Source organism: Serratia sp. CY84636, from assembly GCF_052166245.1.
GTDB classification, from domain to species: domain Bacteria; phylum Pseudomonadota; class Gammaproteobacteria; order Enterobacterales; family Enterobacteriaceae; genus Serratia; species Serratia nevei.
The window spans coordinates 1255911-1279792 of record NZ_JBJNOX010000002.1 but is presented as its reverse complement, the minus strand read 5'-3'; the positions used below and the strand labels follow the sequence as shown (position 1 = coordinate 1279792).

At 59.7% G+C, this 23882-nt stretch carries 21 protein-coding genes; 14 read left to right on the top strand and 7 right to left on the bottom strand.

Features of this window, described 5'->3' with window-relative positions:
* The first annotated feature begins 358 nt into the window (after window positions 1–358).
* Together phoH and lpxO are read left to right on the top strand one after the other, a co-directional pair.
* On the top strand, window positions 359–1147 hold the full coding sequence (gene phoH / locus ACJ8QI_RS10605; protein WP_015378226.1) for a phosphate starvation-inducible protein PhoH: 789 nt from the start codon (window positions 359–361) through the stop codon (window positions 1145–1147).
* A gap of 234 nt (window positions 1148–1381) precedes the next feature.
* On the top strand, window positions 1382–2284 hold the full coding sequence (gene lpxO, locus ACJ8QI_RS10600; protein ID WP_025303230.1) for a lipid A hydroxylase LpxO: 903 nt from the start codon (window positions 1382–1384) through the stop codon (window positions 2282–2284).
* Window positions 2285–2320: 36 nt separating this feature from the next.
* On the opposite strand, the gene chaA is transcribed toward lpxO, so the two are convergent.
* Window positions 2321–3424, bottom strand: a complete 1104-nt coding sequence (chaA, locus tag ACJ8QI_RS10595) for a sodium-potassium/proton antiporter ChaA (RefSeq protein WP_060424093.1) — start codon at window positions 3422–3424, stop codon at window positions 2321–2323.
* A 294-nt stretch (window positions 3425–3718) separates the two neighbouring features.
* Window positions 3719–4537, bottom strand: coding sequence for a siderophore-interacting protein (locus tag ACJ8QI_RS10590; RefSeq protein ID WP_442532456.1), 819 nt, complete (start codon window positions 4535–4537; stop codon window positions 3719–3721).
* Window positions 4538–4667: 130 nt separating this feature from the next.
* Between ACJ8QI_RS10590 and chaB the strand changes: the two genes are divergently transcribed.
* The 3 genes from chaB to cbl all read left to right on the top strand — a co-directional run bounded on the left by chaB (window position 4668) and on the right by cbl (window position 7096).
* The gene (chaB, locus tag ACJ8QI_RS10585; protein WP_049202016.1) at window positions 4668–4895 is read left to right on the top strand and encodes a putative cation transport regulator ChaB; all 228 of its coding nucleotides are present in this window, start codon (window positions 4668–4670) and stop codon (window positions 4893–4895) included.
* A 249-nt stretch (window positions 4896–5144) separates the two neighbouring features.
* The gene (locus ACJ8QI_RS10580) at window positions 5145–5840 is read left to right on the top strand and encodes a gamma-glutamylcyclotransferase (RefSeq protein WP_049202018.1); all 696 of its coding nucleotides are present in this window, start codon (window positions 5145–5147) and stop codon (window positions 5838–5840) included.
* Window positions 5841–6142: 302 nt separating this feature from the next.
* Complete coding sequence (gene cbl / locus ACJ8QI_RS10575) at window positions 6143–7096, top strand: HTH-type transcriptional regulator Cbl (RefSeq protein ID WP_033634950.1); 954 nt, start codon at window positions 6143–6145, stop codon at window positions 7094–7096.
* 42 nt (window positions 7097–7138) lie between these two features.
* Here the strand turns inward: cbl and ACJ8QI_RS10570 are convergent, their stop codons facing one another.
* Together ACJ8QI_RS10570 and ACJ8QI_RS10565 are read right to left on the bottom strand one after the other, a co-directional pair.
* Window positions 7139–7330, bottom strand: coding sequence for a hypothetical protein (locus ACJ8QI_RS10570; protein ID WP_033634949.1), 192 nt, complete (start codon window positions 7328–7330; stop codon window positions 7139–7141).
* Window positions 7320–7967: a hypothetical protein gene (locus tag ACJ8QI_RS10565; protein WP_142110070.1), complete on the bottom strand. Its 648-nt coding sequence runs from the start codon at window positions 7965–7967 to the stop codon at window positions 7320–7322. The genes ACJ8QI_RS10570 and ACJ8QI_RS10565 overlap by 11 nt, the downstream gene beginning before the upstream one ends.
* Before the next feature lie 279 nt (window positions 7968–8246).
* Here ACJ8QI_RS10565 and ACJ8QI_RS10560 point away from each other — a divergent pair, with 279 nt between their 5' ends.
* From ACJ8QI_RS10560 to ACJ8QI_RS10530, 7 genes are all read left to right on the top strand, one after another.
* A complete protein-coding gene (locus ACJ8QI_RS10560; protein ID WP_049271726.1) occupies window positions 8247–9815 on the top strand; it encodes an ABC transporter substrate-binding protein in 1569 nt (522 codons plus the stop codon).
* On the top strand, window positions 9815–10870 hold the full coding sequence (locus tag ACJ8QI_RS10555) for an ABC transporter permease (RefSeq protein WP_060439732.1): 1056 nt from the start codon (window positions 9815–9817) through the stop codon (window positions 10868–10870). Before ACJ8QI_RS10560 ends, ACJ8QI_RS10555 begins: the two co-directional genes overlap by 1 nt.
* Window positions 10867–11736, top strand: coding sequence for an ABC transporter permease (locus ACJ8QI_RS10550; RefSeq protein ID WP_070914673.1), 870 nt, complete (start codon window positions 10867–10869; stop codon window positions 11734–11736). Before ACJ8QI_RS10555 ends, ACJ8QI_RS10550 begins: the two co-directional genes overlap by 4 nt.
* The gene (locus ACJ8QI_RS10545; RefSeq protein ID WP_442532455.1) at window positions 11726–12568 is read left to right on the top strand and encodes an ABC transporter ATP-binding protein; all 843 of its coding nucleotides are present in this window, start codon (window positions 11726–11728) and stop codon (window positions 12566–12568) included. Before ACJ8QI_RS10550 ends, ACJ8QI_RS10545 begins: the two co-directional genes overlap by 11 nt.
* Window positions 12565–13236: an ABC transporter ATP-binding protein gene (locus ACJ8QI_RS10540; protein ID WP_084827663.1), complete on the top strand. Its 672-nt coding sequence runs from the start codon at window positions 12565–12567 to the stop codon at window positions 13234–13236. The genes ACJ8QI_RS10545 and ACJ8QI_RS10540 overlap by 4 nt, the downstream gene beginning before the upstream one ends.
* 132 nt (window positions 13237–13368) lie before the next feature.
* Window positions 13369–14943: an ABC transporter substrate-binding protein gene (locus ACJ8QI_RS10535; protein ID WP_141959509.1), complete on the top strand. Its 1575-nt coding sequence runs from the start codon at window positions 13369–13371 to the stop codon at window positions 14941–14943.
* 230 nt (window positions 14944–15173) lie between these two features.
* The gene (locus ACJ8QI_RS10530) at window positions 15174–16784 is read left to right on the top strand and encodes a hypothetical protein (RefSeq protein WP_442532454.1); all 1611 of its coding nucleotides are present in this window, start codon (window positions 15174–15176) and stop codon (window positions 16782–16784) included.
* Here ACJ8QI_RS10530 and ACJ8QI_RS10525 read toward each other — a convergent pair.
* Complete coding sequence (locus ACJ8QI_RS10525; protein WP_442532453.1) at window positions 16781–17449, bottom strand: prepilin peptidase; 669 nt, start codon at window positions 17447–17449, stop codon at window positions 16781–16783. The two genes, ACJ8QI_RS10530 and ACJ8QI_RS10525, sit on opposite strands and share 4 nt — an antisense overlap.
* Before the next feature lie 425 nt (window positions 17450–17874).
* Here ACJ8QI_RS10525 and ACJ8QI_RS10520 point away from each other — a divergent pair, with 425 nt between their 5' ends.
* Window positions 17875–19386 (top strand): YchO/YchP family invasin, encoded by a 1512-nt coding sequence (locus ACJ8QI_RS10520; protein ID WP_060424074.1) that lies wholly within the window; start codon window positions 17875–17877, stop codon window positions 19384–19386.
* Here the strand turns inward: ACJ8QI_RS10520 and narL are convergent.
* Window positions 19383–20033 (bottom strand): two-component system response regulator NarL, encoded by a 651-nt coding sequence (gene narL / locus ACJ8QI_RS10515; protein WP_004934684.1) that lies wholly within the window; start codon window positions 20031–20033, stop codon window positions 19383–19385. The genes ACJ8QI_RS10520 and narL overlap by 4 nt on opposite strands.
* Window positions 20034–20043: 10 nt before the next feature.
* Window positions 20044–21828 carry a nitrate/nitrite two-component system sensor histidine kinase NarX gene (gene narX / locus ACJ8QI_RS10510; protein WP_047730492.1) on the bottom strand — a complete coding sequence of 595 codons (1785 nt, stop codon included), beginning with the start codon at window positions 21826–21828 and terminating at the stop codon, window positions 20044–20046.
* A gap of 351 nt (window positions 21829–22179) precedes the next feature.
* On the opposite strand from narX, the gene ACJ8QI_RS10505 reads away from it, so the two are divergent.
* Window positions 22180–23574 carry a NarK family nitrate/nitrite MFS transporter gene (locus ACJ8QI_RS10505; protein WP_060424071.1) on the top strand — a complete coding sequence of 465 codons (1395 nt, stop codon included), beginning with the start codon at window positions 22180–22182 and terminating at the stop codon, window positions 23572–23574.
* Window positions 23575–23882: the final 308 nt, after the last annotated feature.

The following is a 23882-nucleotide window of genomic DNA, read 5'->3' as shown; positions in this document are numbered from 1 at the left end:
CAGCTTGAAGCTGTAAATATCACTGCGGGGATCGCTAATGGTAAAGTCCTTGGTTGGGCTGGAAAGAAAAAATAACACATCTCCCCTGATTTCTCGTTGTAACGAGGGTTCTCTCTCCGACTCTCTTTTACCGGCAACTCCGTACTCTTATCGCTACCGAATCTCATCGCTTTTTACTCCACGTTTATTGATGCAGTCCGCGTTGTCCCGTGAAGACACGGCGCTTAAGCGTTGCCGTCGATTCACTTTGTCCCTTGGCTCTTATTGGCTCGGAGGAGGCCAAAACCTAATACGTGTGTGAAACATAATCGCGCGGCCTGGCCGTTGCGGTAGGTGAAACAAACTGTAAGGTGCCACTATGGGTAGACAGAAAGCAGTGATCAAAGCACGTCGTGAAGCGAAACGCGTTATTCGTCGTGACGCTCGTAGTCATCGCCAGCTGGAAGAAGAGTCTGTGACCTCGCTGGTGCAAATGGGGGGAGTCGAGTCTATCGGCATGGCGCGAGACAAGCGCGATAGCTCACCCATCGAGGCTAGAACCGAAGCTCAGGGTCATTACTTATCAGCCATAGAGAATAAGCAGCTGATCTTCGCCACCGGCGAAGCCGGCTGCGGCAAAACATTTATCAGCGCCGCCAAGGCGGCGGAGGCGCTGATCCATAAAGAGGTGGATCGGATTATCGTTACCCGTCCTGTTTTGCAGGCGGATGAAGACCTCGGTTTCTTGCCGGGGGATATCTCCGAGAAGTTCGCGCCTTATTTCCGCCCGGTGTATGACATTCTGGTGCGCCGTTTAGGATCTTCCTTTATGCAGTACTGCCTGCGCCCGGAAATCGGCAAGGTAGAGATTGCGCCGTTCGCTTATATGCGCGGGCGCACCTTCGAAAATGCGGTCGTTATCCTGGATGAAGCCCAGAACGTGACCGCCAGCCAGATGAAAATGTTCCTGACCCGCCTGGGCGAAAACGTGACGGTTATCGTTAACGGTGACGTGACCCAGTGCGACTTGCCGCGCGGCGTGAAATCCGGCCTCAGCGACGCGCTGGAGCGCTTCGAAGAGGACGAGATGATCGGCGTTATCCGCTTTGAGAAACAGGACTGCGTGCGCTCTGCTTTGTGCCAGCGCACGCTCAACGCTTACAGTTAACCTATCCGCTAATGGAAAGGCCGCTTCGGCGGCCTTTTTTATCTCCGCAATTTCCCCTTTCGTTTAACCTTTGTGTAAATTATTGTGGTTTTTTGTATAGATTTTCGTTGAGTTAGCGTTAATGATTAATGGGTTCCAGATTGGCGCGCAACTTGCGTGCGCCGCCAAAAGGACACTATCTGGGGTGTGCGCCGCGCGGCGCATTGAGCGTGAGTTCCTTGATGCGATTCAAACATGAAATATATCATTCTGATTTTGCTTATTTTATGCGTCGTCTATGTGCATTACCGCGGGCGGGTTCGCTACAACGTGTGGCGACAGCTGTCTGACCATTCCACCTTTACCGCACCGCTGAACGTCTTTATGTACCTGTTTTCCCGCGTGCCGACCACGCCGTACCTGAAGCCGGAGCAGTTCCCTGAGCTGGCGGTACTGCGGGAGAATTGGGAAACCATCCGCGACGAAGGACAGAAGCTGATGGAGATCCAGCAGATCAAAGCGTCCGATCAGTTCAACGACGCCGGGTTCAACTCGTTCTTCAAGACCGGCTGGAAACGCTTTTATCTGAAATGGTATGAGGATAGCCATCCTTCCGCCATGACCCTGTGCCCGCAGACCACGGAACTGCTGCGCAGCCTGCCTTCGGTCAAGGCGGCGATGTTCGCCGAACTGCCGGACGGCAGCCGTTTGCCGCGTCACCGCGATCCTTACGCCGGTTCGCTGCGTTATCACCTGGGGCTGATTACCCCCAACGATGACCGCTGCTTTATTGAGGTGGACGGCGAGCGCTACAGCTGGCGCGACGGTGAAGGCGTGATGTTCGATGAAACTTACCTGCACTACGCGGAAAATCAGAGCGGGCAGAATCGTCTGATCCTGTTCTGCGACATCGAACGGCCGATGCGCTACCGCTGGGCGCAGGCGGTGAACCACTGGCTGGGGCGCAATCTGATGAGCGCCGCCACCGCGCCGAACGAAGAGGGCGATCGCACCGGCGGCGTCAACAAGATGTTCAAATACATCTATGCGATACGCCGGGTGGGGAAACGCCTGAAGGCCTGGAACCGCACCGGTTATTACATCATCAAGTGGATTTTGTTCGGGGGGATCGCCGCGGCGATATTCTTCTCGGTATAACGAAGACAGGGGCGCACGGTGTGCGCCCCTTTTTGATCAGGCGAAGATAGTCATCATGTAGGCGGCGAACAGCGCCAGGTGGGCGGTGCCGTTCAGCACGTTGGTGCGGCCGGTCGAGAACGACAGCTGGCACAGCAGCAACACCGTCAGCATCACCACGATATGCGGCGTTTGCAGCCCGAAGATCAGCGTCTGCCCGGTTAGGGTGGCGATGATGGTGACCGCCGGTACCGTCAGGGAGATGGTCGCCAACACCGAACCGAAGAACAGGTTCATGGCGCGTTGCACCTGATTGTTCAACACGGCGCGCAGCGCGCCCAGCCCTTCAGGCGACAGGATCAGCAGCGCCACCAGGAAACCGGTAAACTGCGCCGGCGCATTCATCTTGGTCAGCAGGCCTTCCAGCGGATTGGCGTTGAACTTGGTGACGGCGATAACCGCGATCAGGTGCACGACGAGCCAAGCGGCATGCCAGGCGCTGCTGTGCGAAGAGGGCTTGCCGTGATGCGGGTCGCCATCGTCGTCTTCATGCTCATACACGAACAGGCTCTGGTGGGTTTTGGTCTGGATCACCAGGAACACGCCATACATGGCGGCGGAGATCAGCGCCACCAACAGCGCCTGCCCGGTGCTGAAGTTACCGCCCGGCAGCGCGCTCGGGAACACCAGCACGATCACCGCCAGCGGGAAAATTGCCATCAGATACTGTTTAATGCCGCCCAGGTTGACGTACTGGGTGGCGAACTTGCGCCCGCCGAGCAGCAGCGCGAAACCGACCAGGCCGGCGGAAACGATCATGATGATGGAATACAGCGTGTCGCGCATCAGCGCCGGCGCGGCGTCGCCGGTGGCCATCAGCGCCGAGATCAGGCTGACCTCGAGGATCACCACCGACAGGCTGAGGATCAGCGAGCCGTAGGGTTCCCCCAAACGGTGGGCGAGCACGTCGGCATGGCGCACCACGCTGAAGGCGCTGCTGAGGATCCCCACCAGCGCGAGAATATTGATGCCGACGATCAGCGGAAAGTAAGTGGTGCTGCTCCACAGATTCAACACCACCAGCGCGGCGATGGGGAAGATCAGCGAGTATTCGGTGTGGCGAGATTTGGTGGATCGGCCAGGATCGTGTTGCGACTTCATGAGGGTGGCACTCCTTCTCAAACAGCGTAGCCCGTCAGCGCCGGTTGCCGTGATGCGGCAACTCTGCGTTTCCAGTAGGTATTTTATATTAGGATACACCCACGGCGCCGGTGTGATGTTGTTTTTATCTGAGAAAGCAATTGCTTGCTTTATGTGATCAGGGTAACAAAAAAACCGCACGGGGTGCGGTTTTATTTACTTACTTTTACGCAATAACGCCAATTTTTAACGTTAGATATGAGAAAAGTCGTGTTTACTTATTTAGCATACGGTTAATCAAGGAAAATACAGCCGTTAGTCGTCAATATTATCCATGATTTCATGCCGTTTATTGTGGTAACCCTCTTCATTTAGTCCCTCACGCCAGTAAGGTACGGCATAAAGACGATTACGATCGCATTGGCGTTCGCGACGCAGGTAACGGCGCAGCTTTACCACCAGGCGATCTTCACCGGCGAGCCAGAAGTGCGTTTCGCCCTGCGGCAGGGATTGCGCGCGGAAGCGGGCGATCAGGTCGTCGGTGTTCTCCGTGCCGCCAACGATCCAATTCATCTCAACGCCGGCCGGTTTTCTCAGATCAATCACGTCGGCGGTGCTGTCGACGCGGACGAAAGCGCGCCCGGCGCTGTGCGGCGGCAGATTCTCCAGCAGCGCGGCCAGTGCAGGCAGTGAGGAGGGATCGCCCGCCAGGCAGTAGAAATCGGCCGCCGGCAACATCGGTTTGGGGCCGCCCGGGTTGCTGATGCCGATTTTATCGCCGGCTTTCGCCTGGCGCGCAAAGTCGACCGCCGGGCCCTGGTGATCGTGGATCGCGAACTCGATGTCCACCTCCGCCTGTTCCGGGCGCACGGCGCGAATGGAATAGGTACGCACGATCGGGCGCACGGCGTCCGCCGCCCAGCGGGGGCCGTTTTCGGTCAGCGTCGGCAGATCCGGCTGGGTTTGGCCGGCGAGCGGCAAAAAGACCTTGATGTGCGCAGCGGCGGCGTTGGCCGGGTAGTAGCGCAGATCGGGTGCGGTAAAGGTGATGCGGCGCAGGTGCGGCGTAATGTCCTGTACGGCGCTGACGGCGATCAGGTAGGGGGCGCGTGAGCGAGGGGCTTCGGTAGTCACGGGGATCTCCTTATAGTTCGTTTGGCGGTGAGTATATCATGCCGTTTGATAATGAGAATTGTTTGCTCATTGAGGCGCAACGGCGTGTGAGCTAGGCTTAAGCTTCACGGAATATGCACGGGAGGACGTGATGCCCTATCAAGACACGAACGACTTGCCGGACAATGTGAAGCATGTACTGCCGGCCCATGCTCAGGCGATCTATAAAGAAGCGTTCAACAGCGCCTGGCAACAATACCGGGATCCTGAAGACCGACGCGGTGACGACAGCCGGGAGGAGACGGCGCACAAAGTGGCCTGGGCGGCGGTCAAGCAAAGCTATCGCAAGGGCGACGATGAGCGTTGGCACAAAAAGTAACGCTTTATGGCCTGATAAAATCGCTCAGACGTTATGCTGACCCGGCAATTAATATTATTGCTGCTCAGTACAAATACTTTTCCACGTTAACACCGCTTTGCAACTTGATTGCGCGGCGGGAAAAGAATATGTTCATTATTAATCGGCGCGGTTATTGAATTAATAAAATTCCGCACCTAAAAATAAAATTGCAAAGGTTCAGTAGTGGCGAGGGAGGACGAGAAATCGTATTCCCGGGAGGTTGTAACAGTGTTAACGCGAGATTTTCTGCAAAAAGCGGATTGCAAAACCGCATTCGGCGCTATTGAGGAGTCGCTGTTGCTGACGCCTGAACAGCGCGCAGCCTCGTTGGATTGCACGTTATCGCGCCGGCCGGATCACAGCCCGGTTTGGGTATTCGGTTACGGTTCGCTGATGTGGAACCCGGTTTTTGAATCGGAAGAAGTGCGGCCTGCCATGCTGCAGGGCTGGCACCGGGCGTTTTGCATGCGCTTGACCGCCGGGCGCGGCACGCTGCATCAGCCGGGGCGCATGCTGGCGCTGAAAGAGGGCGGCCAGACCACCGGATTGGCCTTCCGTCTGCCGGAAAGCAAGCTGCGCGAAGAGCTGGAGCTGCTGTGGAAGCGCGAAATGATCACCGATTGCTACGTGCCGACCTGGTGTGAGCTGCAGCTTGAAGGCGGTGAGGTTGTCACTGCGCTGGTGTTCGTGATGAACGCGCAGCACCCGCTGTTTGAAGCAGACACCAGCCACCAGGTGATCGCGCCATTGATCGCCAGCGCCAGCGGCCCGCTGGGCACCAACGCGCAATACCTGTTTGCGCTGGATAACGAGCTGAAGCACCACGGCATGCAAGATGATTGCATCGGCGATCTGGTGCGCTATGTACAGCAATGGTTGCAGCAGAACCGGCCCGGCGCTTTCGGGGCGGAGGCCACGGCCTGAGGCGTTGGCAGGGTGGCAAACAGTGAAGGGCTCAGCACGCTGAGCCCTTTTTCATATATCTAATACCTCTATTTAATAACTTTATTCTGCATGATTATCTAAGGCGCTTTCTTTGTGTGGTTATTTATCTCGTTATTTTTAAAGCCATTCATCATTTTCCCCCGTCGTCATCCCCCAAGAGTAACGATAAATAATTCACTTAGTATTAAATTGCATAACTAAAGGCTATTTTTTATTTGTTCAGCCCCGCAGGACTCCGTATCAATATGGAAAACGCTACCGCAAGAAACAGGGAGACGGGGATGAACTTTCAACAATTAAAAATTATTCGCGAATCGGCGCGCTGCAACTACAACCTGACCGAGGTCGCCAATACCTTATTTACTTCGCAGTCCGGCGTCAGCCGGCATATTCGCGAGCTGGAAGAAGAGCTGGGCATTGAAATATTCATTCGTCGCGGCAAGCGGCTGCTGGGCATGACCGAACCCGGCAAAGAGCTGCTGGTGGTAGCGGAACGCATTCTCAACGACGCCAATAACATCCGTCGCCTGGCGGACGTCTTCAGCAGCAACGATTCGGGGCAGCTGCATATCGCGACGACGCATACCCAGGCGCGCTACAGCCTGCCGGGGGTCATCAAAGAGTTTCGCGCGCTTTACCCGCGGGTGCGGGTGGTGCTCAATCAGGGCAGCCCGGAGGAGATCGTCTCTATGCTGGCCGCCGGCGAAGCCGATATCGGCATCGCCAGCGAACGGCTGATGAGCGACGAATCGCTGGCGGCGTTCCCTTACTATCGCTGGCATCACACCATTCTGGTGCCGGAAGGGCACGAGTTGACGCGTCAGCCGCAGGTGACGCTGGAGATGCTCAGTACCTTGCCGCTGATCACTTACCGTCAGGGGATTACCGGGCGCGCGAAGCTGGATGCGGCGTTCAAAGCGGCGGGTCTGACGCCGGACATCGCGCTCAGTGCGCAGGATTCCGACGTGATTAAAACTTACGTCGAGCTGGGGTTGGGCGTGGGTGTGCTGGCGGACATGTCATATGAAAAAGAGCGCGATCGCGGGTTGGTGAGCCTCAACGCCGAGCACCTGTTTGAACCCAATACGGTATGGCTGGGCCTGAAACGCAGCCAGCTGCAGCGCAACTATGCCTGGCGTTTTATCCAGCTGTGCAACCCGACGCTGTCGCTGACCGAAATCAAGGACAAGGTCTTCTCGTCACAGCTGGATGCGGTGATTGACTACCAGATTTAGTCGGACAGCTGGGCCCCGCCGGATTGCCACGGGGAAGGGGGATTAGTCGTCGGTACGTTCGATCAGGTGACGTTTACTTTTTCTGAACGGGCCGATGGCTTCCCATTCCGGGAGTTCTTCAGGCGGACGCGGGTTGGCCATCTCCCAGCGATGGTGTTGGCGCAAAATCTCGATGGCGATGCGTTTTTGCTCTTGAATGGAGAGCGTAGGGTCGGTCAGATCCTTATTTTCCATTTTGGCTTCCTTTCTGCTCGTTATTTATACGCACCTTATCACATTTGGCCCCGTACTTTTCCAGCGATGGTATGTACTTTTTCAGTGCGTTGAAGCTGGTTTTACATGTCATGGTACCGGGTATTACTTCAAAGGCGGCCTGACGAGTATACAGCGCCAACACGCGGTGATTGATTGCGTGGCTGATAAGTATGTCCGGCGGAGGCACCGGCGTCAGCCTCTGCTCTTGCAGGTTCAGGCCATACAGATACAGCACCTGCAAGCAGTTGCGCAGCATATTGCCTTTCAGGGGATGTTGCGCTTCACGCAGGGAGAAATTCTCCAACGCGACAAGTTCGATAACGTTCTCTGCCTGGAGATAACGGCACAGGCAAAAGCCGGCGCGGCTCAGCGGGCTGGCCATTTGCCGATAGACGAAAGCGAAACTCATCGGCGTTTGGGCATGATATTTAAAAAGAGAGCGCCAATTTAACGTATGCCCGTTTTTTCTGCCTTTTTGCCAGCGCCGGTCTTGTACCGTCAGACGAGTCATAAACAGATCCGACTCAAGCAGGACGCTGTTCATGTCTGTCAGTGTTTGCTCTATCGCTCTCTCATGCCGGTGTGAGACGCCATTTTCTGGTGGATGGTTTTCCATTTTCCCGTCCCTTGGGTGACCGAGCTCACGTTAATCACCCAATGAAACAGACTCAAACCCCGCGCTTCACCGCTGCGAACTGCGCCGCAAAGACAGTTATCCATTGCGGCCAGGTGCCGTGAGAGTGCGATCTGGCGTGCAATACTCTCTCTAATAATCAAAACCCCATCTATATACATAAAAAGAATATCTATAGTGATTTAAGTACCTTCAGCTGCCGATCGTGCTCGCATACACTCGCGAAATTATTATAAATTCCATCCGCTTGGAGAGTTTCAGATGAAAGCGCTCGTTCCTTCTTTGCTGTTTTTAGCCGTGGCGGCCAGCGTTAACGCGCAGGCGGCGACGCCGGCCAACACGCTGGTGATCGCGCAGTCTATCGATGACGTGGTCAGCTTTGACCCGGCCCAGGGATTTGAGTTGACCACGGTGCAGTCGTTCAACAGCCTGTATCAGCGTTTGATCCAGTCCGATCCGCACAACCCTATCGATCTGAAACCGACATTGGCCAGCAGCTGGCAGGCCGGCGCCGACAATCGCAGCCTGACTTTCAGCCTGCGCCCGGACGCCAGGTTCGCCAGTGGCAATCCGCTGCGGCCGGAAGACGTGATCTTCTCGCTTTCGCGGGTGGTGAAACTGAATCTGGAGCCGTCGTTTATCCTCACGCAGCTGGGCTGGAACGCGAAGAACGTGGAGCAACACCTGAGCAAGGTGGATGACCACCAGGTAAAAATCAGCTGGAGTGAAAACGTCAGCCCGGCCTTCGTGCTCAGCCTGCTGTCGGCGCCGGTATCGTCGATCGTCGACGCCAAAGAGGCGCTGGCGCACCAGCAGGGCGACGATCTGGGGCACCAATGGTTGAACAGCCACTCCGCCGGCAGCGGCCCTTATAAAATCCGCACCTATGTGCCGCACGAAGTGGTGGTGCTGGACGCCAACCCAGGCTCGCCGGAAGGGGCGCCGACGCTGAAAACCATCCTGATCAAAAACGTGCCCGATCCGGCCGCGCGCCGCTTGCTGATCGAGCAGGGCGATGCCGATATCGCGCGCAACCTGGGGGCAGACCAGATGGCGGCCTTAAAGGGCAAGCCGGGCGTCAAACCCCTGGCGATTCCTTACGCTTCGCTTTATTTCCTGCAGTTCAACGCCAAGGCGTCACCGGCGCTCGGCAATCCGGCGTTCTGGGAGGCGGCGCGCTGGCTGTTCGATTACAAAGGCATCGCCGACGATCTGCTGAAAGGGCAGTTCCAGAGCCATCAGGCATTCCTGCCGGACGGTTATCTGGGGGCGCTCAAGGATCAGCCGTACAGCTTCAATCCGCAAAAAGCCAAAGAGATACTGGCCAAAGCGGGGCTCAGCAACGTCAGTTTCCGTCTGGACGTCAACAACCAGCCGCCGTACCTGGATATCGCCCAGGCGCTGCAGGCCAGCTTTGCCCAGGGCGGCGTGAAGGTGGAACTGGTGCCGGGCATCAGTTCGCAGGTCTCTACCAAGGTGAAAGCGCTTAACTACGATGCGACGCTGACCTCCTGGGGGCCGGATTATTTCGACCCTAACACCAATGCCGCAGCCTTCGCCTACAACCCGGAAGACGGCAGCAAGACGCTGGCCTGGCGCGCCAACTGGCAGATCCCGGCGCTGAGCAAGCTGACGCTGGCCGCCACCGCGGAAAACGACACCGCCAAACGGGTGGCCGACTACCAGCAACTGCAAAAACAGGTGCAGCAAAGCTCGCCGTTCGTCATCGGCCTGCAGGCGCGCAGCCTGATCGCGGTGCGTGACAACCTCAAGGGTTATGTGCAGGGCATCAACCCTGACATGGTGTTCTACAGCAAGGTCAGCAAGTAATGGCCGCTGAACTGTCCGCCAGCGCCGGGGCGGCCCGGCGGTATTGGCGCTGGGGCGGGCGGCTGCTCGGCGGCGCGCTGTCGCTGGCGCTGACGTTGCTTGGCCTGCTGCTGTTCACCTTCATGCTGTCGCACCTGGCGCCGATCGATCCGGCGCTGCAGGTGGCGGGCGATCACGCCAGTGAAGCCACCTATGCGCAGGTGCGGCACGAGCTGGGATTGGATCAGCCGTTACCGATGCAGTTTTGGCGTTATCTGGTGCACCTGGCGCACGGCGATTTGGGCATTTCGCGCATCACCGCCCAGCCGGTGTTGAGCGATCTGCTGCGTACCTTCCCGGCGACGGTGGAGCTGGCCACCTGCGCCATTATCCTCGGCGCCCTCGGCGGCATTACGCTGGCGTTTCTGGCGGTGCTCAGGCCGGGCAGCTGGCTGGATAACGCGGCGCGTCTGCTGTCGCTGATCGGTTATTCGGTGCCGATTTTCTGGCTGAGCCTGCTCGGGCTGCTGCTGTTCTATGCCACGCTGCACTGGTCGGCGGGGCCGGGGCGGCTCGACGACATCTACTTGTACAGCATGGAGCCGCGCAGCGGTTTCGTGTTGATCGACAGCTGGCTGTCCGGCGATCGCGAAATGTTCTACAACGCCATCGGCCACCTGTGGCTGCCGGTCGTGGCGTTGGCGCTGCTGTCGATGGCGGGCATTACCCGATTGCTGCGCGCGGCGATGCTGGAAGAGTGCAACAAGGAATACGTGACGCTGGCGCGTTCCAAGGGGGCCGGGCGCCTGCGCATTCTGCTGCGCCATGTGTTTCCCAACGTACTGGGCACGCTGATCACCGTACTGTCTCTCTCCTATGCCAGCCTGCTGGAAGGGGCGGTATTGACCGAAACGGTGTTCGCCTGGCCCGGCGTCGGGCGTTATCTGACCTCGGCGCTGTTTGCTGCTGACACGCCGGCGATCCTCGGCGCCACGTTGCTGATCGGCACCTGTTTCGTGCTGTTGAATGCGCTGGCCGACGCCTTGACCTATTTAGTGGATCCGCGAACCCGATGAGCCAATATCTCTCTGAACACGAACCGCAAAGCGAGCCGGTCGTCGGTTACCGCCGCGGTCGGCGCCTGACCACGCTGACGCTGGGCGCGGCACTGGTGGCGATTTTGATCGTCACCGCGCTGCTGGCCCCGTGGCTGGCGCCTTTCGATCCCAATCTGCAGCATATCGAGCTGCGGCTATTGCCGCCTTCCGCCGCACATTGGCTGGGCACCGACGGCTTCGGCCGCGATTTGCTCTCCCGCGTGATTTACGGCGCGCGGCCGACGCTGATTCTGGTGTCGCTGATTCTGGTGTTGACCATACCCATCGGCCTGCTGGTCGGCATTGGCGCCGGTTATCTTGGCGGCTGGGTAGAGCGCATTTTGATGCGCCTGACCGACATTTTCTTGTCGCTGCCGAGCCTGGTGATCGCGCTGGCGTTTGTGGCGGTCATGGGGCCGGGGCTGATGAACGGCGCGCTGGCGCTGGCATTGACCAGCTGGCCGGCCTTTGCCCGCCAGGCGCGGGCCGAAACCCTGGCGCTGCGCCGCAGCGACTACCTGGCGGCGGCGCGCATGCAGGGCATCAACGGGCTGCGGCTGATGGTCGGCCATATTTTACCGCTGTGCCTGCCGAGTGCGGTGGTGCGCGCGGCGCTGAGTCTGGGGGGCATCATCCTGTCCGCTGCCGGTCTGGGGTTCCTCGGCATGGGCGTCGCGCCGCCGACCGCCGAATGGGGCTCGATGGTGGCCGAAGGCAGTAAAGTGATTTTCGACCAATGGTGGGTCGCCGCCGCGCCGGGCGGGGCGATCCTGTTCGCCAGCCTGGCGTTTAACCTGCTGGGCGATGGCCTGCGCGACAAAATGGATCCTCGTCATGGGCACTGATAAAACCTTATTGACCGTCGAACGCCTGGCGATCGGCGTGCCGGGGCCACAGCCGGTGGCGCTGGTGAAGAATATTTCGTTCAGCATGGGGCGGGAGCGGCTGGCGCTGGTCGGTGAGTCCGGCTCCGGCAAGTCGTTGACCGCGCGTGCGCTGATGGGGCTATTGCCGCCGCCGTTACAGCTGCAGGCGCAGCGCCTGACGTTGGGCGATGAAGACTTAACGCACCTGAGCGAGCGCCAGTGGAGCCGGCTGCGCGGCGACCGGGTGGCGATGGTGATGCAAGATCCCAAGCATGCGCTGAATCCCAATCAGCCGATCGGCCGTCAGGTGGAGGAGCCGCTGGTGCTGCATGCAAAGCTGAGTCGCGCCGAGCGGCGTGAAAAAGTGCTGGAGATGCTGGCGGCGGTGGGCTTGCCCGATCCGGCGGCGCTGTGCCGCCGCTATCCGCATCAGCTCTCCGGCGGCATGGGGCAGCGGGTGATGCTGGCCATTGCGCTGATCAACGATCCGCAGCTGTTGATTGCCGACGAACCGACTTCGGCGCTGGATCACCAGATGCGCGATCAGGTGCTGCAGCTGATAGACAATCTGGTGGCGCAACGCAATATGGGGCTGATCCTGATCAGCCACGATTTGCAGCAGGTGGCGCACCACTGCGAGCGGGTACTGGTGATGTACAAAGGTGAGCTGTTGGATCAGCTGCCGGCGGCAGCGCTGGCGCAGGCCACGCACCCTTATACCCGCACGCTGTGGGCGTGTCGGCCGAGCCGCGAGACGCGCGGCAAACCGCTGCCGGTGCTGGATCGCGCGCTGTTGGAGACGTTGAAATGAGCGTGATTGCACTGGAGAACCTGAGCGTCAGTCACCGCCAGGGCTACGAACTGCGCACCGTGGTGCATGAGGTTAACCTGCGCATCGAACCGGGCGAGTGTTTCGGGCTGGTGGGGCCTTCCGGCTGCGGCAAGTCCTCTTTGCTGTGGGTGCTGGCTGGGCTGAACGGCAGCTGGCAGGGCAACTTTGAGTTGCTGGGGCGGCGGCTGCAGCCGGGGCAGGCGTTTACCGGCGAACTGCGGCGCGAGGTGCAAATGGTGTTTCAAGATCCCTATGCTTCGCTACACCCCAAACACCGGCTTTTGCGTACGCTGTCGGAGCCGCTCAAACTGCTGAAGGAAAGCGACATCGAACGTAAAATCAGCGCAGGCTTTCGCCAGGTGGGGTTGGATCCGCGCCTGCTGGATCGCTACCCGCATCAGCTGTCGGGCGGCCAGCGGCAGCGCGTGGCGATCGTACGCGCATTGTTGCTGCGGCCGAAGCTGCTGTTGCTGGACGAACCGACTTCGGCGTTGGACATGTCGGTGCAGGCGGAGATCCTCAACCTGCTCAACGAGCTGAAACAGGCGGGCGATCTGACTATGGTGCTGGTCAGCCACGATGCGGACGTGATTGACCATATGTGCGATCGTTCGGTGGCGATGGCGCACGGCCGCATCATCGTTTGAACCTATGCCCGCCAACGCGGCGGGCATATCCATCGTGGTAATAAATAAAGCAATTTATCGTCGTTCTTCCGTTAATTCTTACCCCCTACACTCGACAAACAGCGCAACCGCGTGATTGTGGAGAGTGTATCGATGAAACGGTTAATCCCAACTTTATTGTATGGCGCGCTGGCGGCCGCTTTCGGTGCGCAGGCCGCCACCCCGCAGGATACTTTGGTGGTGGTCAGTTCGCTGGAGGGCATTATCAGCCTCGATCCGGCGGAGAGTTTTGAAACCGTCAGCTCGGCCAATCTGGTCAACCTTTATCAGCGCCTGGTGGCGCCGGATCGCGCCGCGCCGCAAAAGCTGGCGCCGGACGCCGCGGGCAGTTGGCAAGCGGGCGCCGATGGCCGCAGCCTGACCTTTACCCTGAAACCGCAGCAACGCTTCGCTTCCGGCAATCCGCTGCGGCCCGAAGACGTCATTTTCTCGCTGGTCCGCGCGGTGAAGCTGAACAAGGCGCCGTCGTTTATTCTCGGCGAGTTTGGCTGGACGCCGGATAACGTTGAGCAGCAGCTGAAAAAGGTGGGAGATAACCAGGTGCAGCTTCGTTGGCCCGCCAACATCGGCAGCGAGCTGGCGTTGCGGCTGCTGACGGCGAACGTGGCCTCGATCGTAGATGAGAAGCTGCTGAACGAGCACGCGCAGCAGGGTGACTACGGCAATGCCTGGTTGCGCAGCCATTCCGCCGGCGGCGGTCCATATCGGGTAAACAACTATGTGCCGCACGAGGCGCTGCTGTTCGGCCGCAACGACTATGCGCCGTCGCCGGCCAGACTGAAAACGGTGTTGTTCAAGAACGTCAGCGACGCCGGCACCCGCCGTTTGTTGCTGCTGAAAGGGGATGCCGACGTGGCCTACGATCTGGGGGCCGATCAGTTCGACTCGCTGCGCAATGTGCCAGGCGTACGCATCGAGCAGGCCGATGCGCCCCGGGTCTATTACCTCGGTTTCAACACCGGTAGCAAAGACAACCCGGCGCTGGGCAATCCGGCAGTGTGGCAGGCGGCGCGCTGGCTGGTGGATTATCAGAGCATCGCCGAGCAGCTGTTGAAAGGGCAATATCGGGTGCATCAGGCCTTCTTGCCGCAGGGATTGGACGGGGCGCTCGACGATCGGCCGTTTAGGCTCGACGTGGACAAAGCCAGACAGATCCTGCGCGAGGCCGGCATCGCCGAAGGGACGCGCATCAGTCTGATCGTCATCAACCAGCCGCCGTATACCGACATCGCGCAGGCGTTGCAGGCCAGCTTTGCGCAGGCCGGGCTGCGGCTGGATATCCAGCCGGTGGTGGAGAGCGATCTGTGGGGCAAGATGCGCGGCCGCGATTTTCAGGCAATCTTCACCTACTGGGGCGCCGACTACCTGGATCCGAACACCAACGCCAGCGCCTTTGCCTACAACGTACCCGGTGGGCCGAAAACCCTGGCCTGGCGCACCCAGTGGGGCATTCCCGCCATCAGCGCGGAAACGCGTGCCGCGGCCGCGGAGGGCAACAGCGCCGCGCGCAGCGCACGTTACGTCACGTTGCAACGTGAACTGCAGGTCAGTTCACCTTATGTGGTGGCTCTGCAGGGGCAAACGCTGGTGGCATTGCGGGACAACGTTGAAGATGCCCGGGTGGATATCGCCAACAGCATGCTGTATCTGGACCGGGTGAGTAAGTAGCGACCGCGCCGCGCGCCTGGCCGGGCTTCTGGCGCGCCAAAGGCCGACAGCGTGTGAAATCGCCTGCTGTTGCAACCGCGAAGCGCGAGAGGTTGTATCAAGGTGAAATAAAATGAAATTTCATAACGTGCTCATGTGGCGGTGATAGATTGGCGCTGAAAGGCGGCGTTGTTTACGCCTTTTAGCGCGGTCGTTCGCAATGATGCGAACACATCACGTCAGGAGAGATTATGGACAATAACGGAAACGCTTCAGTGGAGCGCGTAGCAACCTTGCTCGCCACCGGCGAGGTTGTGACGCCGGAACAGTTTTATCAGGACAGCGACGGAAGCAACTGGGGACCGGCGATCAACAAAGCGGCGGCGGCGGCGCTGCAAGCCGGCGGTACGTTATCCCTGGGCAAACGGGTGTATACGGTCGCCGGGCACGTACTCATTCAGACGACAACGGACATCTACGGCGGCATCGGTTTGCGGGTGGTCGGATTGGGGCGGGCGACCAAAATCGTCAAGACCGCAGACAGCAGCTATACCAATGAACAAGGCGAAACCAAGAAAGCGGTGATCGTGGTGAAAGGCTTCGCCAATCTGACGCTGCACGGCTTGACGTTGCGGGATGATACCGGCGCAGACGATACCCACGGCGTATGGTTCAGCGATCTCAATATGACGAAGTTTGATATCCGTGACATCTACACCCAGGTTGGCGGTTATTCGCTGTTTGTGTCGGGCGACATGTTCATTAACTGGCTGGTGAACGTGCAGATGGAAGCTAACGCCAATCGCCCGGGCGATGGGGTGCTGTGGATGAACAAGTCCGGCACCACCAATTTTATCGACGGGCTCTACGCCGCTCGCGCCAAAGGCACCGCGTTCAGAATTTCAGGGTTTTACTCTACGGTCGGCTCGTTGGCTGCGGATGACTGCATCGGCGATATCTACTATTTCAAAGATTTTAACGGCACGATCAATTCCTTGGGCTGCGAGAACCGCAATACGCAGCGCGCCGCCAGTGTCAGCGTGCTGTCCACCAACTTTGCCCAGGGCACGATAGGCAATATCAATATCCAGGACGCGCAGAACGTGGAAAGCGGGGGCGTGTTGTGCCGGTTCATCAACGAATCCCGTTGGGATATCGGTCAGTTGAATCTTTACAGCGGTTCGAAAACGCCTTTCCCGGTGGCGATCGCCGCCTGCAACAACAATACCGAGGTAACCTTCAGTAACGTCTATAACGGCGGCGTCCCGGTGGCCGGCAAAAGCACCGTCGACGTTACGTCGTTTTTAAGCGGGGTCGAAGCGATGTACAGTCTGGGTGAGCGGGCTATTGCCCCTTCCTCCACCAGCAATCATTTGCCGCGCAATATCTCGAAACAGCCATCGTGGACTTTGTTAGGCACCCTGACCGCGCCGGATCGGCAACCCACAACGCACATTACGCTTCAGCAGGGCGTAAGCACCAAGGTGCTGGCGTGCGATTTATATATCACGTTCGACCTGTCTTCGCAGGCGACCGCCTTTGTCGTCAATAGAGGCAGCTATAGCGCGAAAAGTGCCTTTATGTTGCGGCGCACCGGGCCGTTGAGCTGCGAAATATATTATCGCGTCGAGAAGGATTTCGGCTTTGGCAGTTATCAGGTGCAGACTACGCGCGGCAGTTACTGGCGGCCGGACGGCGTTTCGTTGAGCGCGCCCCCCTCCGATGCGTTGGAAATCCGTAGCGACGAGATGTTATCCACGACCAGGCTCACGGCGGTCCAGCCACTGGCCAATCCGACAACGGCCAGCACGGCAGAAGTGGCCGGATTACTCAATCGGCTGATCGAGGCGCTGAAGACCTAACCGAACAACGTCAGCGCGCTTTGGTCGGCGCCCATCAAGAGCTGCAGCCAACCGGCCGCCGCCAGGGCGATACCGAAAGGTTGCGGCGTTCGCCAGCCGCGGCGCGGGTGCCGGCCGTGCGCTACCGCCAGGCCTAACCCGAACGCCGCCGCCAGGCAGACCAACAGCGGCAACGTCGTCCAACCGAGCCAGGCGCCCAGCGCCGCCAACAGTTTGAAATCGCCCTGACCGATGCCGTTACGCCGCCGCACCTGCCGATAAAGCGCGTTGAGCAGCCACAGCGCCCCGTAGCCGGCTGCCGCACCGATAACCGCATCATCCAGCGGTGCCCAGCGGGCGTCAAGGTTGCACAGCAGCCCGCCCCACAGCAGCGGCTGGGTTAGCCGGTCCGGCAGCCATCGGTGGCGCCCGTCGAGCCAGGCCAGGGCGATCAGCAGCGCCGCAGCCGGTGGCAACCACAGCCGGTGCGCTGCCGAAAGGTCGAAAGGCAGCGTCGCCAACGCCAATCCCAGGGCCGTCAACAGCAGGCTGCGGCGGCGCAATCTCGGTAGGTTGGCGCGTACGGCTACCGTTCGCTCCAGCCCGGTGATGAGTGAGAAGGCGAGCAGGCCGGCCGACAACAGCGCGGTGAAAAACAGCACGTGCCACAGTGAGGAAAGAAACATCAGGGTTCCGTCAGTCGTGAAAAAGATGTTTAAAATAACGGCAAAATGCGTATTTCACCGGGGTGAAATGCGGCGGCCTGCGGGATATGCGCGGTTGCGCGCAGCACGGCCTTACGTATTGCATGGCAAAACAAGCCGCTACGTGTCGGCTCGCAGCGTTACTGCACGTTTTATCGGCAAAATCGGCGCTAAAAGAGTGTGAATTCACCTGCGCTCGGAGGGGGGCAAGTCAATGGTGTGATGTGACGGCGTCACTCTGGCCGATTGGGGTTTATCCTATTGTTTCTGTTCGCCAAGCCGTTAGGCTTTAAGGGAGAGGCGTCCCCGCCAGGCCGGGACGTAAGGTTTTTCAGATCTGTCGCGGGAAAGGCGATAGCCAAGCAGTGGGTTGGCGCGATCCAGGAGGGAGAGAAGCCAACGGTGTCATGACAGACGTGATTCAGACAGGATTTATCAAGACCCAAAAACGATTTTGGCGCCGTCGCCAGGCGGCCTGGCTGGCTGGGCCGCTGATGTGGCTGGCCGGCATGGTGCCCGTGTGCGCCGAATCCCCACCGGCGCCGGACGCCGTTATTTCTTCCGAACAGCAAGCTGCGGATCCGGCCGAGAACTTGCCGGATCTGGGCGGTGCGCCCGACGACGCCGCGCGTGAAAAACAGTGGGCCGAGATGGCCAAACAGCTCGGCGAGAAAGATCTGAACAACGTTTCACGTCAGCAGATGCGCAGCCGCGCCGAGGATTATTTGCTGGGCCAGGCGGCCGACACGCTGCAGCAACAGGCGCAGGAACTGTTGTCGCCGCTGGGCACCGCGCGGCTATCGTTGAAAATGACCGGGGAGGGGGACTTTACCGGCAGCAACGGGCAGTTATTCAGCCCGCTGTACGACGTCGACGGATTGCTGACCTACAGCCAGATCGGCTGGCTGCAGCAAAGCGCTGGGGCGCTGGGCAATTTTGCGCTGGGGCAGCGCTGGATCGTCGGCGACTGGCTGCTGGGCTACAATACGGCGCTAGACAGCGATTTCGCCCGGCAGCGCAATCGTGGCAGCGTCGGTGCGGAAGCCTGGGGAGACTACCTGCGTTTCTCCACCAACTATTACTACCCGCTGTCGGCGCTGTCGCAGCAGCCCGGCGATGGGGTGTTTTTCAGCCGCCCGGCACGCGGTTACGACATCACGACGCAAGGCTACCTGCCGTTTTACCGCCAGATCGGCGGTTCGCTCAGCTATGAGCAGTATCTGGGCGACAATGTCGATCTGTTCGGCAGCGGCAAAAAGCAAAGCGATCCGCGCGCCATGCAGCTGGGGCTCAATTACACCCCGGTACCGCTGGTGACGATGAAGGCGTTGCACAAGATTGGCGCGGGCGGGCAGAGCCAGGAGCAGGTTGAATTGGCGTTGAGCTATCGGCTCGGGGTGCCGCTGGTGAAGCAGATTTCGCCGGAGTATGTGGCGCAGGCCAAGTCGCTGCGCGGCAGCCGTTACGATCCTATCGAACGCAAGAACGTGCCGGTGCTGGAGTTCCGCCAGCGCAAGACGCTGCAGGTGTTCCTGGCCACGCCGCCGTGGAGCCTGCAGGCGGGAGAAACCGTGCCGCTGGTGCTGGAAATCAAGGCGTTGAACGGGATTTCTCATGTCAGTTGGCAGGGGGATACGCAGGCACTGAGCCTGACGCCGCCGCACAACGCCAACGATCCGCAGGGCTGGACGGCGATCGTGCCGCCGTGGGACGACGCGCCGGACGCCGTCAACAGCTACCGGCTGGCGGTCACGCTGGAGGACGATAAACAGCAGCGCGTGACCTCGAACTGGATAGCGCTGAAAGTGGCGCCGCCGCTGACCGCGACCTCCGGGGAAGACGCGGGCCTGCCGCCGATCAAAACCCTGACGCCGCCGCCCATTCCGGCGCAAACCGGGCCGCTGTACGGCGGCGATTAACCGTTTTTACCCTGCAGCACCCACACGGCCGCCTCGACGCGGGATTTTAGCTTCATCTTCTTCAGCAGGTGTTTGACGTGTACCTTGACGGTGCTTTCGGTGATGGTCAGGCGGCGGGCGATCAGCTTGTTCGGCAGCCCCTGAGCGATCAGCTTCAGGATATCCCGCTCGCGCGGCGTCAATTGCTGAATATCGCGATCGGCGCTGGGGCGGTTTTCCCGCAGGCTGGCGGCGAGGATCGGCGTCAGCGTCTCGCTGAGCACCATCTGCCCGGCCGCGGCCTGATGCAGCGCCTTCAGCAAATCCTCCGGCTCCATGTCTTTCAACAAGTAACCGTCGGCGCCGCGCTTGAGCGCGCTGACGACGTCGTCTTCATGGTTGGACACGCTGAACACCACGACGCGCCCTGACAGGTCGGTCTGGCGCAGGCGATCCAGCGTTTCCAGCCCGTTGATGCCGGGCATGTTCAGATCGAGCAGGATCAGATCCGGATCGTGCTGTTCCGCCAGCGCGACCCCTTGCTCACCGTTGCTGGCTTCGGCGATGACCTGCAGGCGAGCGTCCATGCCAATCAGCTGTTTTACGCCGTTGCGCAGCATCGGGTGGTCGTCGATCAGTAAGATTGTGGCGGCGGTTTCTGTCGTCATGGTGTCTCCGTTAGTCGATGGCGTGGTTATCCGGCGTGAAGCTGACTCGCACCTCGGTGCCGCCGCCGCTGCGCGGTAAAATGTCACAGCGGCCGTGCAGGCTCTTGGCGCGATCGCGCATGATGATCAAGCCGTAATGGTCGGGGCGAGACGTCTCGGCCGGCAGGCCGCGTCCGTTGTCGCATACGCTCAGGGTTACTTCGCCCCGTTTGTTGATGACCTGAATGCTCACCTGGCTGGCGGCGGCATGCTTAAGGATATTGCTGAGCGCCTCGCGGGCGATCTGCAGCAGGTGAATGGCCTGGTAGGCGGGCACCGTACGCGGCCCCAGTTGGTAATCGAGATGGATGGTCAGGCCCAGTTTGGGATTGAACTCCGCGACCGTCGATTGCAACGCCGCCAGCAGGCCCGGCTCGGTCAGCTGCAGGCGGAAGGTGGTCAGCAGCTCGCGCAGCTGGCGATAGGCGCCGTTCAGCTCTTCGCGCATCTGCTGCACCAGCGCCTGACTGGCGGACGAGAGCGTTTCGCCCTGCATCTGCAGGCAGGCGATCTGCATTTTCAGGCAGGAGAGCGATTGGGCGATAGAGTCGTGCAGCTCGCGGGCGATCGCCGCCCGTTCTTCCATCAGCATCAGCTGCTGCTGGTGGTCGACCTGACGCTCGATGGCCAGCACGCTGGTCAACTGCTCCACCAGGGTGTTGATCAACTGGCGGTGCTCATCGTTCAGCGGCTGTTGCGGCGCATGTTGCGCCACGATCACGCCGTAGTCGCCGAGCTTGTCGCTCAGGCTCCAGCTCAGCGACGGGTTGTCGGGATGCTGGCGGTCGCTGTCGTTCAGGCAGGCGCTGCACACCGGATTATGGCAATGCTCCGGCCGCAGCGGCTGGTTGCCGCTCAGCTGCAGCAGCGGCTCCCGGCTGTCGTTTTCATACAGCCGTACCTGAATGGCGCGCAGCGGCGTCAGGGTTTGCAGTTGATTGAGCAGCGGCGTCAGGCGACTGCACAGCGGTTCGCTGGCGTGCAGCAGGCGGCTGGCGCGATAGAGGAAGCTCAGCACCTGATTTTTCTGCTGCAGGTCGGCGGTCTTCTCGGCCACGCGCTGCTCCAGCCCGCTGTAGGTGGCCGACAGCTCGTCGGACATGGTGTTCAACGCGCCGCCGAGCGACGCCATTTCATCCTGGTGGCCGCGCTGCGCGAAGCGGCGGCTAAAGTCGCCGCGGCCCACCGCCAACGCCATCTCCACCAGCTGTCGCCACGGATGCAGCAACCGGCGGCGCAGGTAGCAGGTGGTGCCGATCAGCAGCAGCAGGGTCAGTGCGATGAAGCCGGCCTGCACCAGCGTCACCATCAGCAGGCGGCGCTCGGTTTGCCTGTCGATATCCGAGACCAGCTTATCCAGCAGCTGCACGAAGTGCGCCACCTGCGGCGCGGCATCGGCCGGGCGCTGCGCGCTGCGCAGGCGAGGTTGCAGGGTCTGCTGCCAATAGTCGCGCAGGGCGTCGAAAGGTTGCGTCAGCCCTTCCTGTTCCACCGAACGCTGCAGGTCAGGGCTGTTTTCGTCGCGCTCCAGTTCGCGGATCAACGTTTCATGCCGCTCATCGAGCGGCACCTGCGCCAGCAGCCGGTAGCTTTGCATACGCAGCGATCCGGCCTTGTTGATGGCGTGCGCATTGCCCTGAATGCTCTGCGACATCCAGGCGGAAATCCCCATGCCGGCCACGCCCAGAATGCCCGACAGCAACATCAGCAGGGCGACCTGATTCACGATCGAAAGCGGGGCCAACAGGCGTTTCATAAGCGCGGATTCCTGGCGTTTGGCGCCGCTGAGGCTCAGGGGCGAAGGCGGCGACGGGGGTAAACAAGTAACGATTCAGCCGTATTTTTGATTATCCCTGAGCATAACCCCATACCTCGAATGAAGTACCCATTAGTTTCCGGCGGGGGGGCAGGACGATGAAAGCGATGCAGGTTTTATTCTCAATGCATTGATTTTAATTGATTTAATTTTTAATTGTGGCGTACCCCTAAGGGGATGAGGGTGCTATTTGCGGCGCCAACTACTTGCATTCGGGTTGATATACATCAACTTTGCCGCCGGGGCTGCCCCCTAGGGTGTGCGGAATGATCCCCCGTGTCTGAGGTTTTTATGTCGCAACTTGCAACGCCTTCATCAAAGAAAACCGGTGCGCTGATTCAGGACTGGCGTCCTGAAGACAGCGCCTTTTGGCAGCAGCGTGGCCATCGTATCGCCACCCGCAACCTGTGGATTTCCATTCCCTGTCTGCTGCTGGCCTTCTGCGTCTGGATGCTGTTCAGCGCCGTCGCGGTCAACCTGAACAAGGTGGGCTTCAATTTCACCACCGACCAGCTGTTCCTCCTGACGGCGCTGCCGTCGGTTTCGGGCGCCATTTTACGCGTGCCGTATTCATTCGTGATCCCGCTGTTTGGCGGCCGCCGCTGGACCGCCATCAGCACCTGTTTCCTGCTGGTGCCGTGCCTGTGGTTGGGATTCGCGGTACAGGACAGCAGCACGCCGTACAGCGTGTTCGTCATCATTTCCCTGCTGTGTGGCTTCGCCGGCGCCAACTTTGCCTCCAGCATGGCCAACATCAGCTTCTTCTTCCCGAAAGCGCGTCAGGGCGGTGCGTTGGGACTTAATGGCGGGTTGGGAAATCTGGGCGTCAGCGTTATGCAGCTGGTCGCGCCGCTGGCGATCTCTTTCAGCCTGTTCGGCCTGTTTGGCGGCACGGCGCAAAATCAGGCCGAGGGAGGCCAGCTGTGGCTGGAAAACGCCGCCTGGATCTGGGTGCCGTTCCTGCTGGTGGCCACGCTGGCGGCCTGGTTCGGCATGAACGATCTGGCGGCGGCCAAGGCATCGTTACGTCAGCAACTGCCGGTGCTCAAGCGCGGGCATTTGTGGATGCTGAGTTTGCTGTACCTCGCGACCTTCGGATCTTTCATCGGTTTCTCCGCCGGCTTCGCCATGCTGTCGAAGACGCAGTTCCCGGACGTGGTGATCCTGCATTACGCGTTCTTCGGGCCGTTCCTTGGGGCGCTGGCGCGACCGGTTGGCGGTGCGCTGTCTGACCGCTTCGGCGGCGTGCGGGTGACGTTGATCAACTTTGTGGTTATGGCCGTTTTCGCCGCGCTGTTGTTCCTGACCTTGCCGAGTGCGGGGGAGGGCGGTTCGTTCATCGCCTTCTACGGCATCTTTATGGTGCTGTTCCTCACCGCGGGGCTGGGCAGCGGCTCGACTTTCCAAATGATTGCCGTCATTTTCCGTAAAATCACTGTCGATCGCGTCAAAGCGGCCGGCGGCAGCGATGAAAGCGCGCAGCGTGAAGCGGTGACGGATTCTGCCGCCGCATTGGGCTTTATCTCGGCGATTGGCGCGGCCGGCGGTTTCTTCATTCCCCAGGCGTTCGGCACTTCGCTGGCGATGACCGGTTCGCCGGCGGGGGCGATGAAAGTGTTCCTGGTGTTTTATATCCTGTGCGTGGTGATCACCTGGGCGGTGTATGGCCGCAAGAAAAAGGCCTGAGTATCAAACGGCTTTCTCTATCCCTTCCCGACAGGGGAGGGATATTTCGTTCATTCCGAGTCATCTCTTCTCTCCTCCTCAGTGAAATTTTCTGTCTTTAGGTAAAATTCTCATCCCCGATTACCGTTTTTTTCTTTTTTTATAGCACTATCTCTCAATGTCAGAATGCTTTCGCGTAAACGGATTATATTATTTGCACGGTTTTTTCTTTTTATTGAGAGTATTCCTGCATTAAATCATTAATGCCTTTCCCGCAGGTTAAATGAAATTTCCGGGAGGGTGAGGCATAATTAGTGCGATTGTTATAA

Coding starts and splice junctions, on each gene's coding strand:
- phoH (WP_015378226.1), top strand. CDS start 359: ATGGGTAGACAGAAAGCAGTGATCAAAGCACGTCGTGAAGCGAAACGC.
- lpxO (WP_025303230.1), top strand. CDS start 1,382: ATGAAATATATCATTCTGATTTTGCTTATTTTATGCGTCGTCTATGTG.
- chaA (WP_060424093.1), bottom strand. CDS start 3,424: ATGAAGTCGCAACACGATCCTGGCCGATCCACCAAATCTCGCCACACC.
- chaB (WP_049202016.1), top strand. CDS start 4,668: ATGCCCTATCAAGACACGAACGACTTGCCGGACAATGTGAAGCATGTA.
- cbl (WP_033634950.1), top strand. CDS start 6,143: ATGAACTTTCAACAATTAAAAATTATTCGCGAATCGGCGCGCTGCAAC.
- ACJ8QI_RS10570 (WP_033634949.1), bottom strand. CDS start 7,330: ATGGAAAATAAGGATCTGACCGACCCTACGCTCTCCATTCAAGAGCAA.
- ACJ8QI_RS10565 (WP_142110070.1), bottom strand. CDS start 7,967: ATGGAAAACCATCCACCAGAAAATGGCGTCTCACACCGGCATGAGAGA.
- ACJ8QI_RS10560 (WP_049271726.1), top strand. CDS start 8,247: ATGAAAGCGCTCGTTCCTTCTTTGCTGTTTTTAGCCGTGGCGGCCAGC.
- ACJ8QI_RS10555 (WP_060439732.1), top strand. CDS start 9,815: ATGGCCGCTGAACTGTCCGCCAGCGCCGGGGCGGCCCGGCGGTATTGG.
- ACJ8QI_RS10550 (WP_070914673.1), top strand. CDS start 10,867: ATGAGCCAATATCTCTCTGAACACGAACCGCAAAGCGAGCCGGTCGTC.
- ACJ8QI_RS10545 (WP_442532455.1), top strand. CDS start 11,726: ATGGGCACTGATAAAACCTTATTGACCGTCGAACGCCTGGCGATCGGC.
- ACJ8QI_RS10540 (WP_084827663.1), top strand. CDS start 12,565: ATGAGCGTGATTGCACTGGAGAACCTGAGCGTCAGTCACCGCCAGGGC.
- ACJ8QI_RS10535 (WP_141959509.1), top strand. CDS start 13,369: ATGAAACGGTTAATCCCAACTTTATTGTATGGCGCGCTGGCGGCCGCT.
- ACJ8QI_RS10530 (WP_442532454.1), top strand. CDS start 15,174: ATGGACAATAACGGAAACGCTTCAGTGGAGCGCGTAGCAACCTTGCTC.
- ACJ8QI_RS10525 (WP_442532453.1), bottom strand. CDS start 17,449: ATGTTTCTTTCCTCACTGTGGCACGTGCTGTTTTTCACCGCGCTGTTG.
- ACJ8QI_RS10520 (WP_060424074.1), top strand. CDS start 17,875: ATGACAGACGTGATTCAGACAGGATTTATCAAGACCCAAAAACGATTT.
- narL (WP_004934684.1), bottom strand. CDS start 20,033: ATGACGACAGAAACCGCCGCCACAATCTTACTGATCGACGACCACCCG.
- narX (WP_047730492.1), bottom strand. CDS start 21,828: ATGAAACGCCTGTTGGCCCCGCTTTCGATCGTGAATCAGGTCGCCCTG.
- ACJ8QI_RS10505 (WP_060424071.1), top strand. CDS start 22,180: ATGTCGCAACTTGCAACGCCTTCATCAAAGAAAACCGGTGCGCTGATT.